General features: G+C 60.1%; 8 protein-coding genes. 2 read left to right on the plus strand and 6 right to left on the minus strand.

Translation table 11 applies throughout. The features are described from left to right. Entirely contained in the window at nt 1–897 is an 897-nt protein-coding gene (locus tag LT42_RS17935) for a GNAT family N-acetyltransferase (RefSeq protein ID WP_037015869.1), read from the minus strand. Next, complete coding sequence (msbA, locus tag LT42_RS17940; RefSeq protein ID WP_037015872.1) at nt 891–2,711, minus strand: lipid A export permease/ATP-binding protein MsbA; 1,821 nt, start codon at nt 2,709–2,711, stop codon at nt 891–893. Before msbA ends, LT42_RS17935 begins: the two co-directional genes overlap by 7 nt. A 121-nt stretch (nt 2,712–2,832) precedes the next feature. Here msbA and LT42_RS17945 point away from each other — a divergent pair, with 121 nt between their 5' ends. Further along, nucleotides 2,833–3,474 carry a lipopolysaccharide kinase InaA family protein gene (locus LT42_RS17945; RefSeq protein ID WP_037015874.1) on the plus strand — a complete coding sequence of 214 codons (642 nt, stop codon included), beginning with the start codon at nt 2,833–2,835 and terminating at the stop codon, nt 3,472–3,474. Here the strand turns inward: LT42_RS17945 and LT42_RS17950 are convergent. The 4 genes from LT42_RS17950 to LT42_RS17965 form a co-directional block, all read right to left on the minus strand. Beyond that, nucleotides 3,443–4,348, minus strand: a complete 906-nt coding sequence (locus LT42_RS17950) for a lipopolysaccharide core biosynthesis protein (protein ID WP_152597692.1) — start codon at nt 4,346–4,348, stop codon at nt 3,443–3,445. The genes LT42_RS17945 and LT42_RS17950 overlap by 32 nt on opposite strands. Further along, complete coding sequence (locus LT42_RS17955) at nt 4,335–5,372, minus strand: O-antigen ligase family protein (protein WP_160176724.1); 1,038 nt, start codon at nt 5,370–5,372, stop codon at nt 4,335–4,337. Before LT42_RS17955 ends, LT42_RS17950 begins: the two co-directional genes overlap by 14 nt. 249 nt (nt 5,373–5,621) lie before the next feature. Further along, nucleotides 5,622–6,752, minus strand: coding sequence for a glycosyltransferase (locus tag LT42_RS17960; protein WP_037015879.1), 1,131 nt, complete (start codon nt 6,750–6,752; stop codon nt 5,622–5,624). Next, nucleotides 6,736–8,493, minus strand: coding sequence for a carbamoyltransferase family protein (locus tag LT42_RS17965; protein WP_037015883.1), 1,758 nt, complete (start codon nt 8,491–8,493; stop codon nt 6,736–6,738). Before LT42_RS17965 ends, LT42_RS17960 begins: the two co-directional genes overlap by 17 nt. 306 nt (nt 8,494–8,799) lie before the next feature. On the opposite strand from LT42_RS17965, the gene LT42_RS17970 reads away from it, so the two are divergent. Next, nucleotides 8,800–14,847, plus strand: a complete 6,048-nt coding sequence (locus LT42_RS17970; protein ID WP_052075325.1) for a membrane-targeted effector domain-containing toxin — start codon at nt 8,800–8,802, stop codon at nt 14,845–14,847. The last annotated feature ends 2 nt before the right edge of the window (nt 14,848–14,849 follow it).

A 14,849-nucleotide genomic window follows, 5' to 3' on the forward strand; every position in this document is an offset into this window, starting at 1 on the left:
TCATCCAACCCTGTAGACAGGCACCGTCTGGCACCAGCGGTCTTTGTATTCGCGATCGGAGCGCCCGAAGGAATAGCGCAACGGTTTGTTCACTGCCCTGGCATCGGCCCAGGCGTTCTGGGTGTTGACGAAGCTCAACACGCTGCCAGCGCTCAACGCCTGATGCGCCGGATCGACGCCGCCGTTGATGTACTCCACTGACACCCATTCTGGCGACTCCACCCGGTAAAGCACCTGCGCGGCAATGGGCTTGCCTTCCAGGAGGATCATCGAGCCGGTCATGAATTCGCGCATCAGTTCGAAGACGCTGGCCAGATGGTCCTTGCCCGGTACATCGAACCCCCAGCGCGCATGGAACAGGTCGGAGTATATGCGCGCCTGATCCTCGGACGAGAAATCCAGCATTGGCTGCATCACCCCGCCCGCCTCTTCGAGCAATCGCTGCTCGCGGCGCTGGTTGTAGCGAAATTTCTTGGAATAGTCCTCGGGCGCCCGGGCGATCGCCAAGCTCTCGGCCTGCGGTTTGAGGGTGGCGATCTGCCCGGCGTTCAGCTCCGAGACATAACTCATCCGCTGACGCACGGACACCTTCGCGGCCTGGGCGACCGGCAAAATAATCTCCGCGTTGCCGAGATCGAAAAAGCGCCGATTACGCTGCTTGAGAACCTTCTTGGCCAATGCCAGATCCCGGCCCCAGCACGCTACGGCAGCGACGATATTGCCGTCCTGCTGCCAACCGAGATAACGCACCGGTATATCGACCAGCCCCGCCAGACGCGCGATGACCTGCGGGTGAGTGGCAACGCTGCCGCCGTACTGCTGCCATACCGTGGCGTACGTCGGCGCATCAATGACCGTCCAGCCTCGCTCACGCCATGCGCGCAAGTGGCTCAGCATGCATCGACTGCCCGGTCAATTTCGACAGGCTCGTCCTCTTCGAACTGTTTGGCGTGAAGACGGGTGTAGTAACCGTTCTTCGCCAGCAGCTCGGCGTGCGTGCCGCGCTCGACGATACGGCCCTCGTCCATCACCAGAATGACGTCGGCCTTCTCGATGGTCGTCAGACGGTGCGCGATGACCAGCGTGGTGCGGCCCTGCATGACTTTTTCCAGCGCCTTCTGGATATGGCGTTCGGATTCGGTATCGAGCGCCGAGGTGGCCTCGTCGAGAATCAGCAGCGGCGCGTTTTTCAACAACGCGCGCGCGATCGCCAGACGCTGACGCTGACCGCCGGAGAGGAGCACGCCGTTTTCGCCAACCAGGGTTTGATACTGCTGAGGCAGCTTATCGATGAATTCGTCCGAATACGCATCGGCCGAGGCTTTCTTGATTTCTTCGAGGGGCACGCCGGCCAGATCGCCATAGGCAATGTTATTGGCAATGGTGTCGTTGAACAGCGTTACGTTCTGGTTCACCAGTGCGATCTGACGACGCAGGCTGCGCAGGGTGTAATCCTGAGTCTCGACGCCGTCGAGCAGAATCTCACCCTGGACGTGGTCGTAGAAGCGCGGGATCAGGCTGGCCAGCGTGGACTTGCCACTGCCGGAGCGGCCGACCAGCGCTACCATCTGCCCTGCCTCGGCGACAAAGCTCACGTCGTCCAGCACACGCTTTTCAGTGCCTGGATAGGTGAAGGTAAGGTTCTTGACCTCAAGACGGCCCGACACCTTGTCGCGCTCTATGCTGCCCAGGTCCTGCTCGGTCTCTTCGTCCAGCTGTTCAAAGATGCTCTCTGCACCGGCGACGCCTTTCTGAATGGTGGAGCTGACTTCGGACAACTGGCGAATGGGCTTGGGCAGCAGGCCCGCCATGGTGATGTATGCCACCAGGTCGCCAGCCGAAGAGTCACCGCGCAGATACAGGACCAGAAACATCACGATCGCCATGCCGCTGTAAGTGACCAATTGCAGCATCGGCGTATAGACGGCGCCGGTCTTGGTCATCGCCAACTGCTTTTTGGTATTGCTGCGGCTGGCCTTCTCGAAACGCGCCTTTTCGTAGTCTTCGCCACCGAAGCTGCGGACCACCCGGTAGCCGTGGATGGTTTCCGACGCCACATGCGTGACGTCACCCATGGCCACCTGAATCTTCTTGCTCTGCTTGCGAAACTTCTTGCTGGTGCTGTTCACCATGACAGCGATCAGCGGCAGTATCGCCAGCATCACCAGGGTCAGTTTCCAGTTCATCCACAGCAGTGCGCCGAACAGGAAGATGACTGTCATACCCTCACGAATCACGACCTTGATCGCATCCGTGGCAGCGCCGGTGACCATGGTCACGTTGAAGGTAATGCGCGAGATCAGATGCCCGGAGTTGCTGTTGTCGAAAAAGCGGTTGGGCAACGTGAGCAATTTGTTGAACAGCACGACACGCAGGTCATGCACCAGCCCGAGGGAGACGCGGGCCAGGAAGAAGTTACCCAGATAAGAACCAGCACCCTGCCAGGCCGCGATCAATACGATCATCAGCGGCACCGCCTGCAGCAATTGCAGGTGGCCGATATAAGGGTTACCGGGGAACAGGCTGGCTTCGGGATTGGCCAGGCCGTCGACGAAGTATTTGAGAATGTAGGCGAGCATCGGCTGGGTGGATGCAAAGATAAGAAAGCCGACAATGCTCAAGCAGAAAAGGCCAATGTACGGCCGCACATAGGTCAATAGACGAAAGTAAATCGCCAGGGTCGTTTTAGCTTGAGGATCAGGACTGCTCATGGGAATCCGCACGAAAAAATTAGGCGGGCATGGTAGCACAACCCATATTTGTCGACCCCTGCTGCGACCCAAGCGGGGCTGACTCGGGTAACATGCCGCATTTGTTCAGGTAAGTATGCCGATGCACCCATTGGAACACAGCGCCTATCTGGCTTTGCGAGAAAACGCCACCGTGCTGGAAGCGGACGGATCCGGGGACAAGGTTCTGTTGCTTGAGGACGGCACTATTCTCAAGCTGTTCCGCCGCAAGCGCCTGCTCAGTTCGGCCTTGTTGTTTCCTTACGCGCAACGCTTCGCTGACAACATCGACGCGCTGAAAAAGCGCGGTGTCCCCTGCCCGGACGTCATCGCTACTTACCGGATTTCCAGCATCAGCCGCGATGCGGTGCGTTACACACCGCTGCCTGGGCTGACCATCCGGCAAGTGCTCAAGCAAAGCGGTGAAAACGCGCCATTACGGGCCGAGCTGGGAACGTTCATTGCCAACTTGCACGACCGCGGTGTCTATTTCCGCTCGCTGCACTTGGGCAACGTGATCCTTACTCCTGAGTCAAAGCTGGGCCTGATCGACATCTCTGACATGAAGTGCCAGCGACGGGCGCTGAGCGAATCCAAGCGGCTGCGTAATTTCCAGCACCTGCTCCGCTATAAGGAAGACCGCGCGTGGCTGGTCGACAGCGATGCGGGAGCAGCTTTTGTCTCTGCTTACACCCGCGGCCGAAGCCCGCACTTTACGACGCGTCTCCAGGCGCTGCTTGACTAGAGGCGGCACTAAGGCCGGCGAGCTCGGCGCCCAGTAATTCGTCGAGGCGCTGCAGCGTGATTTTGGGGATGACACGCTCCGGCATTCGACTTACGGCGGACAGGTTGAACACTTGCATGCCGGTTCTGGGCAGAATCCTGCGGGCCATCAGGGTGAAGCTGGGCAGGATGTACTGTTCGAAATCTTCATCCAGGCTGCTGGGCAAAGCCGCCGCGCCCTTTTCATAAAACCGCCCCCCGCTCTGGCGCAGGTCCATTCCGACGACGAAGACCTGGCGAAACCCCAAATGACAGGCCAGCTGCAGCGCACCGAAGGGGATCGTGCGGCTGCCAAAATAGCCTCGCTTCAGGTTCAGGCTGAAGCCGATGCGATTCGGCTTGCGACGCAGCAGCGAGAAGTCTGATATGAGCTCCTCGTCATGACGGATTGACCATGCGTAGGCGCGGTCTGACAACACGGCCTTGCCATCCTGGCGGTTGACCCGCTCCAGCAGATAAATCTTTTTGCCATTCAACGCGGTGGCGTCAGCGGCATGGATCGCCTGAAGCACATCCAGACTCATCGCCAGGTGCTCGCCGTGGGCAACACCCAGCAGCGCCAGCTCAGGCCGACCGATGACGAAGTTCGGGTCGTCACACAGGTAATAGAAAGGCTTTATGCCCTCGTCGACGCAACGCACGATCGAGCCGTTCATGGCGACGACGGGCAGGCTTCGGTAGCGCTGCAGCGGGAACTCGCTGGCTGAAGGCCCGGATGCCAACAAAAACACCGGCCCGGTGGCGGAGTGACGTGAGTGGCCAAAACCCTGCAGACACACTTCTAGATCCCTGCCAAGCAACCAGCGCCGCTCGCCTCGGGTTTCAACCCTCAGCACGTCGCGCCTCCCTGGAGATTGCCACCGCACCGGCCAGGGGCAGCCACAACCATTCCCACACCACATTCGGCGAGCCGACGAAGGTGTGCAGCTCAACGGTCATGACGACACCTGCGGAACAGAGGATCGCCAGCCAAAGCCGCGCGAGCTCAGAGGTCTGTCGAGCGCGCAGCAGGCAGGCGCCGGCATGCAGCATGGTTGCCAGCAGCAATGCCAGACCGACAACACCGAACTGGTACAGAACTTCAAAATACAGGCCGTGTGTATTGCGCACGACTTGCCCGGTCGAGAGGCGTACATCCCCCAATGGCGTGCCCGCGCCAACGCCAAACCACCAATGGCCTGACAGGCGCTCGAACACCGCGGCCCAGACCTCGTTGCGGCCTGTTACACCGCGGGTCTGAACCTCGTAGGCCAGCTCGCTGAACCCGAATACGAGCACCAGCGCCACGATAACGGCGGCAGGTATAAGGATATTGCGGCGCAGCTTTCCGCTGGTCATCGTGCTCAGCAAAACCAGCCCGCCCACCGACGAGGCCAGCCAGGCGCTGCGCGCGAAAGTGAAATAGATATAGATAGCGATAACGGCACAACATACCAGCCAGAGCGCGATCTCTGTACGGCGCCGCGACCGCAATGTCAGCCAGATCCCGCCCAACAAAAACAGACCGTAATTCATGCCGGCCACGATGGTATTACCGAAGTCAGCGACATCCGGAACGCCCGAGCTAGCCAGTAACATCTGGCGATAGCCCAAAACGAAGGCGCCATGGGCGGCGAGGTTGATCATCGAAAACGCTGCAAAGAGCGCGACCACCAGCACCGACAGTTTGAGGATTTTTTCCCAGTCAAAGTTGCCGATCGGCCGCACCAGCCCCACGCCAACGAAAAACACGAGGATGAGTAGAATCCGCCGCATTGACTTCAAGTCGTCGTCCGCCATCACGCTGTTGATGAACAAGTAGGCAAACAGCAGCAATACGGTGCAGACCAGCGGGCTAATGGCAAAAGATCGCCGGCTCATTGCCGGAGCTGCACAGAGGAGTGCTATGACGAGCGCCGCACGGATGAAAGCGGCCCAGGAACTTGACTCACCGGGCCACCAGAATGGCCCCAGGAACAGGATAAGCATCACCACTGCAAGCAGCAAAGCCGCTACGTAGCCCGCACGCGCCGGCAATTTTTTTACCACCATTCCCATCCATATCCTTTGCTATGTAGCGGCGTTTTCAGTGTGATCAGACGCTAATGACCACTGACTGCAGTAATGACTTCAGGTTTCAGAAGTAAGCGCTACAACCTGCGGCAATTGCCAGAACACGGCTTTCACCGCCTCATCGCTAAAGCGATCGTTCAGCCGCTGCAACATGGCCTCGGCGCAGGACTGCCGCAACTCGGCGTCCATACGCGAAAGATGTACCAGCCCTTGAGCCAAGCCATCGACACCACCGAGAGGAAACAGAATGCCCACGCCCTCGACGACCTCTCTGGCGCCGCCACAGGCTGTCGCCAGCAACGGCACGCCTGCAACCATGGCCTCCAGCAAAACCATGCCAAAGGGCTCATGGTCGGAGCTCAACGCGAACACGTCGAACGCCCTGAAGTAGCGGCTGGCCTGAAGCACCTGCCCTGTTAGCAAGACGTGATTGCCAATGCCCAACTCACCGGCCAGATGTTTCAAGTCTTGTTCCAGTCGACCCTGACCGAGAATCACCAGTTGGCTGCCGGCAGGAAGATCAGGCAAGGCCTGCGCGAATCCCTTGAGCAGCGTCGATTGGTCCTTGTCGGGGTGCAGCCGTCCGACATTACCTACCACCCACGCATCCTGGGCCAGCCCCAACGCTTCGCGTGCCTGCTCGCGGGACAGCAATGTGGCGGTCAGTTGATCGACATGGATGCGGTTATAGAGGGTTTGAATCCGATCGGCCGGCCACTTCGGCAGGCATTTACGGATGTCATCGCGCACCGCGTCCGAAACCCCCAACAGGCTCAGGCGCGCGCGGAACATGTTGGCCATGACTTTGCGACTGCGACGGCGGTAATCACCAAACGCATGATGAACACCGATCACCGGCAGCTTGGTCGCAAGCAGGGCAATGTAGGTGGGTTTGAAGCGGTGGGTAATGCAAAAGTGGAAGCTGCGCGAGGCCGCAATCTTGCGCAGATCGCGGATCGCTGCCAGCTTCATGCCGCCGATTGCCTTGGAGCTGTACTCCATGAACAGCACTTCGTCCGACGCGCAACTGGCTGCGACTTCGGCGTCGGCAGCCCCGGTCAGAAAGACCGTGGTGACGCGATAGCCCCGGCCTGCAAACAAGCTTGCGTATTGACGGGCACAGTCAAGAAACGGCCCGTCGTAGCCGTGGCAAAACTGGAGGACATGCCGCTCAGCTGAGCGTGTCATGACTGTCCACACCGTCTTTGACCACCAGAATGTCTTCCATGATCAGGTACTCCAGATCGGAGCCAAAGAACATGTTCAACGCATCGGTAGGCGAACAAATCATCGGTTCGCCACGACGGTTGAGCGACGTGTTGAGCGAGACGCCATTGCCGGTGAGGTCTTCCAGCGCCTTCATCATGTCGTAATAGCGCGGGTTGTACTCGCGCTTGAGCACCTGGGCGCGGGATGTGCCGTCTTCATGCACGACTTCAGGCACGCGGGTTTTCCATTCTTCCGCCACTTCGAACGTGAAGGTCATGAACGGCGCCGGGTGATCGATCTTGATCATCTGAGGAGCGACGGTGTCGAGCATCGACGGGCAGAAAGGCCTCCAGCGCTCGCGGAACTTGATCTGATGGTTGATGCGATCAGCCACGCCGGGGATGCTCGGGCAACCGATGATCGAGCGACCGCCGAGGGCGCGTGGACCAAACTCCATGCGGCCCTGGAACCAGGCCACGGGATTGCCCTCGACCATGATTTTGGCGATGTGCTCGGGGGTGTTGTCGATCTTGCGCCACTTCGGTTTGCTCGGATGGCGGGCGCAGGCGGCGATAACGTCTTCGTTGCTGTAGGACGGGCCGAGGTAGACGTGTTCCATCTTCTCGACCGGTACGCCCCGCGCGTGTGAAACGTAAGCAGCTGCACCCACCGCAGTACCTGCGTCACCGGAAGCCGGCTGGACAAACAGCTCTTTGACATCAGGGCGGGCAATGATTTTCTGGTTTAGCTTGACGTTCAATGCGCAGCCGCCGGCAAAGGCCAGCTTGCCGGTTTCCTTGAGGATGTCGCCCAGGTAGTGGTCGATCATCTGCAGCGAAAGCTTTTCAAACAGCGCCTGCATGCTGGCGGCGTAGTGAATGTACGGCTCGTCGGCAATGTCGCCTTCGCGCTTGGGGCCGAGCCATTCAATCAATTTGGGCGAGAAGTAAAAACCTTTGCCCTTCTCTTTATAACGGCGCAGCCCGATGACGTTGGCGTATTCGGTGTTGATCACCAGTTCGCCATTTTCAAAGCTGGCCAGACGTGAGAAGTCGTATTTGGTGGCGTCGCCATAAGGCGCCATGCCCATGACCTTGAACTCGCCGTCGAGCATCTCGAAGCCGAGGAACTCGGTGATTGCGCCGTACAGGCCACCGAGCGAATCCGGATCGAAGAACTCCTTGATCTTGTGGATCTTGCCGTTTTCGCCGTAGCCGAAAAAGGTGGTGGCGTATTCACCCTTGCCATCGATACCGAGAATCGCGGTTTTTTCTTTGAAACCGGAGCAGTGGTAGGCGCTGGAGGCGTGTGCCAAGTGGTGCTCGACGGGCTCGATCTTGATCTTTTTAGGATCGAAGCCCAGCTGTTCGAGACACCAGACGATCTTGTTGCGATAGCGCTTGTAGCGGCGGTTGCCCATCAAGATCGCGTCAAGCGCGCGATCCGGTGCATACCAGTAACGCTTCGCGTAATGCCAGCGCGCTTCGCCGAACAGGCTGATGGGCGCGAAGGGAATGGCCACGACATCAACGTCGGAAGGCTTGATGCCCGCCTGCTCCAGGCAGAATTTCGCTGATTCGTAGGGCATGCGGTTCTTGGCATGCTTGTCGCGTACGAAACGCTCTTCTTCGGCCGCAGCGACCAGCTTGCCGTCGATGTACAAAGCTGCGGAAGGATCATGGCTAAGGGCGCCGGACAGGCCAAGGATCGTCAATGCCACAGGGGTCTAGCCTCTTAAGTCTGCATGCAGGCATCACGCGCCTGACAAATAAGGTGTGTCTGGCGCAACGGCGGCAGACAGCTAAAGGGCGGGATTATAGCGTAATGGCTTTGGAATGGGTCGCAGGGAATGAAGTCCGTCACAGCCATTGGCCGCGCCTACACGTTTGATCCTCGCCTTGTGCGTTAACTATGTAGCACCACACGTTTCAGCCTTCTGATTGATTTGTGGCTCGACGAACCATCGGGCTCATCGCCCGGCCCTTGCGCGCCCTGCGCGCATCGATCATTCAGGATGCTGTACGCCATGGAAACACTTTCAACCCACTCACCGGCACTTGACCGGCTGACCACGCTGGCAGCGGTACTCGACGCCGAATGTCTGCACCTCCCTGACACAGCCACCTCGCTTGACGCCAGCGCCGATACTCAGCGCATCACGCGGTCCGCGCCGCTGCACCTGGCCAACTCGAGGTTTTGGGAAGCGGTAAGCGCGCGCGATATTTCGCGACGCGAGCTCTTCGTGACCGGCCTGGAGCTCACCCTGCGCGATGACGTATTGCTCAACATCGAAGAGGGCGAGTTGCACCGCGAGTACTCAAGGTGCCTGCCTGGCATGGACGCACAAGAGCACGTGGTGTTCAGCGCGCTTGAATTGCAGGTTGATCCACACACCTGCATTGAGCTTGCGGGTGCCATTATTGCGACTGCTCAGGCGGGCCAGACGTTGCTCTGCCTGCCTGGCCAGTCGGTTGAAGGCTTCGTCTCGCACGAAGCGCTGTTGCAAGCGCTGGCGCGGCGCATCAACCATCCTGTATTACGCCTTCCTCTTTTGCGCTTGATGCACGAAAGCACGCGTCAGGCCTGGCTTGAAATCGGCGCAGGCGGCGACATATTCCCGGAGCCCATCAGCCCCGCTGATTTTCAATTGAGGCCCGTCAAGGGCTCACCCTATGAGCACGCTCTGGATCAGTTGCTGGCGAAGCAACGCGTTGAAATTGATGAGCTGCTTGAGACCGGCGATAATCTCTCGCCTGAAGTCCTCGCGGCACGCCTTGAAGACCGCCTCCGTCAGCCAAAGTCCTGGGGGCCGGAAGCTGTCGTCGCCGCTGCGCAAGATCGCCGGTTTCTGCGAGAGCGGCGCCGTGCCCAGCCCGCCTGGCTGGAAATGGCCAGTGAAGAACAGCGCGAGCGCTACGTTGCCGGTCTGATGGCCTACGAACAGGCGCGCAGTGCGCTGACGAGTGTCATGGGCAGCGCGGCCTGCGCTGAACAATTCGCACGGAGCCATTTGCGCGCGCGATTGGCCAACGATCTGGGCCAGGACATTGACCCCGATGATGTGCTGATAACCACCGAACGCGCGCTGCCACTTACAGAACAACCCTATACGGTCAGCCGTTCGCTGACGCAGCTGGCGCTGTACGGACTGCACCCCGGCGACACCGGGCAGGACTCTGCCTTTCAGGCGCGCACCCGGATCACCTATGCCGGCGAGCCGCTGGAGCCGGAGCTTGCCGGCCTGACACCCTCCTATCTGGCCGACGTCATTAGTGAGCAGGACCTGCGCGCCCGCTTCGGCCCTGCGCAACGTGAGGCGCTCGGCTCGCCGGTCACCCAGCGCATGATGTGCGAAGCAATGCATCTCCAGTTGGTGGCGCAAGCCCGTGGCGCAGAGCTGCAGGGGTACATTCAGCCCGCCGATCTGCTGATGATCGAATCGCTTGACCCACACACCACCGCACCCGCCTCTCCCCACGTTGCCGTTCAGCACATCAAACTCAATGGGCGTGACACCCTCGGCAGCGTATTGGTGTTGCGCAAACTTGATGCAGCGGGGCAGCCGGACGGGTTGCTGATGTTTACGCCGGACAGCCCCCGCGCCCGGAATTTTCAGCGATTCGAGAATGACCGTCAGTTGCTGGTCGAACTGGTGAGCTGGAGCGCGTCGGCTGAACTGACCGGGTTCTTGTTGAACCAAATAAGCGCCGAGAGAAGAGACACGCTGAAACACCAGCTGCAGAATCTGAGCGAAAAGCCCGCACCTATCCCGGACTGGCTCAGCTTCACCACCCTTGCGGATTACAGCACCGGTTTGCGTGCGTTGGTGTCTGCGCGGGTCAAGGTGACGCTTTCAGAGCAACAGCAACACACGCCGCACTGGTTTCTGCGTGCCAGTCCTGAACAGCGCCAGCAAATGGTGGCGGCGGAGGACGCGCTTGTCGGCGCCGCAGACCTTTACACATCCGCCGCGCGCACCCAGGCGATCGACTTCAATAGTTATATGCACCAGACCGCTCGCCAACAGCTCAGTCAGCTGCTGGGGGTGGCTCCCGGAACCGTCGACCCGGACCGAATCATTGTTCGCACGCCGCGGGAAACTCTTTCGTACACACAGCTGCTGCGCGACGGTTACGACGATTCGATTGGCCTTCTCAACGCGTCTGCCGATACGACGGCCAGCTTCTACGGCCCGGAAGGAGTGGATCTCTCGCCGCTAAGCCCGGAGAACGTCGCCGCATCGGTTCGCGGTCAGTGGGTGGCCGATCAGTACATCGCGATGATTCGAGGGCAACTCCTGGACCCCACCAACGAAGGCTACGCCTGGAGCCGCCGGCACAGCCTGCTGTTGACTCAACTGCAAATGCGCGCGGATGCGCTGCGCAGTTTTCTCGAAGGGCACATCGACGCATCGCAGCTGGATTGGCTGACCGGCTCTGTCCTCAATATGCATCACAAGAGCCCGGCGGAGCGGCTGCGCTACCCGGTTTATCCGCTACGCGTGAATGTGCAGGCGGGAATCACCGGCGTCCCGGCAGAAATTATCCACGGCTGCTTTCTGCTGCGGCCGCCCGAAGCAAAAACCCTGGATCAGGTGTTGCTGTATACACCGCAGGCCCCGGATGGCCGCGCGTTTCGCCCTCTGACGGCGTTCTCCAACACGTTGCTGAGCGAGGGCATGGGCGACTACTACCTGAGCCGGGCGCGACTAAAAGCCGGCATGCCGCTGGCGTTCGCGTTCGCTGATTTGAAACACGGCAAAGGCCGCAAGCCCTCACTGCCAAGGGAGCCGTTTCGTGATCTGTACGACGTGTGCTTTAACCAAGTGATCGAGCGCAGAATTCGGGATGTTCAGGACACCGAAAAGGGTCGCGCCGACATGCTCGCGCGGCAATTGTGGGGCGGCTTCGAGCTCATCGCCACTGCCGTGACCCTGCCCTTCCCGCCGGCCAGTTTCGCAGTCGGCATGCTCATCGCCGGCGTTGACGGCTATCGGGCCTTGAGCGCACTGAGCGAGCGGGATCACGCTGCCGCCAGCGTTCATGTGCTCAGCGTCTGGCTCAATGCGGCGGGCGCGGCGGGCGATCTTCACAGCGGGATCAAAGGGCTCGGCGGCGTGCTGAAAGAACTGGCCGGGCCGGGAAAAGCGGGTCGGCGCGTGCGTTCCATTCCCCAGCCCACCGATGAAACGCTGCGGCCCGTCGTGGTGGAGAACACCTTGTTCTGGGCGGGGCAACCCTCGGGCAACCGCCACGTCCCGCTTTACCGAACTCAGGCGCTGCTTCCGGAGACGCTTCAGCCTACCGGCCACTACGCGCGCACGGATGCGAGCGGCATATGGCACGCGTTGCAGCAAGACACCCCGCCGGTTCCAGGCAACGACGTCGCTCACCTGCCCAGCGGTTACGCAGTCAATGTTTCGCTGAAAGAAGCCGTAGTCCACGCCAGCGAACACGGTCGTGGGGTCAAGGTCCTGCGTGGAAACTGCTACGTCTCTTTGCATGGCCAGATATTCCAGGTGCAGTACGACCCAGGGCTGAGCACCTGGCAGATCATCGACCCGCGCAACCCGTTCGCTTTTTTCGGCAGGCAACCGGTTCGCCTTGATAGCCAGCGGCAATGGCAACTGCTTGAGCCTGCCCGGCTAAAAGGCGGCGTCCTGCCCGCATTTCACCGCTTGGGCGAGACGCCCGCGGGCCCCACAACCGCAGTGGGTGACATTAGCGATTACGAGATGCCGGAATCGCTGCAGCGTTATATCTTTGGCATCGTCAGCCCCCGCCAGGCTGAGCGCTTCGAGGAGGGACCGTTTGGGCTTCGGGAGTTTTTCGACGCGGTGTTCAAGACGGGGCGCTCGACCTATAAGGCGTTGCGCGAAAATCTGTATCGCGATGCCAGGATGTTTTTCGAGCAACCGTGGCTCCCCGGCAAGCCTGCGTTGCCCGTGCTGGAAGAAGGCATCACGGTGCCGGACTTCTTCAAGGTCGCTCTGGAAACATCCAACGGGCTGGTGATTGGCGAGGCCCCTACCTCTGTCGCCAGCAAACAGATGCTGATCGACAACATGTCTTCGCTGGCCGAGCAGAAGGTTGAGGTGTTGTACATCGAGCACCTGGAGACCGACCAACACCTTCACAAACTGCAGAAGTACAGGGCGTTGGGTAACCGGACACGCAGCGGCTCGCACATGATCAAACATCACCTCGACACAGTGAACGACGGCGCGCTGAAAAACGGCAGCGACAAACATGACTATTACCACTTGATCAAAACCGCTCACCGCCATGGCATCGAAGTGCGGCCCTTCAGCTCATCCGTCAGTTATGACTATGCCGACAACGAAGTGGCTTCTGCGCTGAACGACTCGCTGGCGACGCAAAAGATGGCCGTGTTTTTCGGCAACAAGATCATCAGCCAGGACGTCCAGGCGCATCCCTCCAGACGCTGGATTGCGCTGCTTGACCACCGGCTCGCCAATACCCGGCATCGGCAGCCCGGGATCAGTGAGTTGCAAGGCGTATTGAGCCTGCGCGTTGAAGACGGCGCACGGGGCGGACCCATCCGGATTGCTGCCGACACCGATACCGTGAACCGTGCCGCATCCCGCGCCGACTTCATCGCTCAGGTCGGCAACCCGACCCTCAGCGAAGCCGCCGGTGCCGCTGCGCAGGTCAGCCCGTCAAACACCTCACTGGACGGAGCGCTGCAGCTCTTACTTGAAGGGCGTCCAAACTCGCAGTGGGGGATCGACCCCCAACGCCGCGCGTTCGTTTCCCCTTCCCGCAACGACACAAACCCCTATGTCGGTGATCACGGTTTCGACCTGAACCCGGGCGGGCACTGGACCCGTGCCGATGCGGCGTCCTGGGTCGATGAATACCCGCTGGGTGCGATCCAGCAATCATTGATCGACAGCCACTATCAGTTGCCGGTGCACATGAGGACGGTCTTTCATGACTTGGCCCATTTCCGCCATCGTGGCCTGAACCCGGATTACTTTTTTGTCGAAAGCCATCTGCTGGAGGTCCGGGACGCGTTCTTCACAATCGCCAAAGAGCTGCAGATAGACGCCCGCTCTGTACTCACGACGGCGCTGCCGGAGCGGGTGATCCTTCCTCAGGTCAAAGCCGAGACGCCACTGAGCATGGTGATCGAAGAGCTGTACGAAAACACCTCGGGGCTGGTGGTCGGTGAAACGCATTCGGCGATAGCCAGCAAGCGCTTCATTCTCGACCACATGGAACATCTCGCCCGGCAGGACGTGAAGACGCTGTACATGGAGCACTTACTGACCGACATCCACCAGACCGACCTTGACCGCTTCGCCGACACCGGAGCGATGAGCAAGCGCCTGCTGCACGACCTCAAGCACCTGGACAAAGGCTTCGGCACTGACCCCTCGGGCGTCTATTCATTTGAGAACCTGGTGGTTCAGGCCAGGCGGCATGGCATTGAGATCCGCGCCGTGGATTGCGCCGCCAGTTATTACATTCGCCACGTGCCGACCAATTCCGACACCACCCGCCAGCAAGTGCTGAGCTACTTTGCCTCACGCACGATGCGCAGGCATCAACAGGTCATGGGTTCACACAAATGGATTGCGCTGGTGGGTGAATCCCATGCCAATACGTTCAAAAACAGCGTGCCCGGGATTGCCGAACTGGAACGAGGCATTGGCGTGCGGGTAGTGGATGTGGCCCCGGGACAGGGTCAAGGCATCACGATCGATCCGGGCGAGCTGGTGCTTGGCGGCATAGGACAGGAGCGGGTAGCGGTGAAGAATGATTTCCGTATCCAGATCGAATTGCCTGCGCGACCCCAGCTGGCGATTCCGGTGGAGGCCAGGCTGCACAACCCGGGCATGTTCCTCGTCGACGCGTCCAATCCGTTACAGCCGACCGTCATTCACCGGGCAAGGGATTTGACGCTCAAGGAAACACCCGTGCGATATGACCCTGCGGGCAAGGTTTATGTGGAGCGCGAAGGCTGGCCGCAGGTTCATCGCCAACGGTTCAACGGCCTTGAAGCCTTGATCGAAGCGCTGGGAGAGATGAACCTCAAGCACGTAGGCTGACG

This window comes from Pseudomonas lutea (assembly GCF_000759445.1).
Classification (GTDB): domain Bacteria; phylum Pseudomonadota; class Gammaproteobacteria; order Pseudomonadales; family Pseudomonadaceae; genus Aquipseudomonas; species Aquipseudomonas lutea.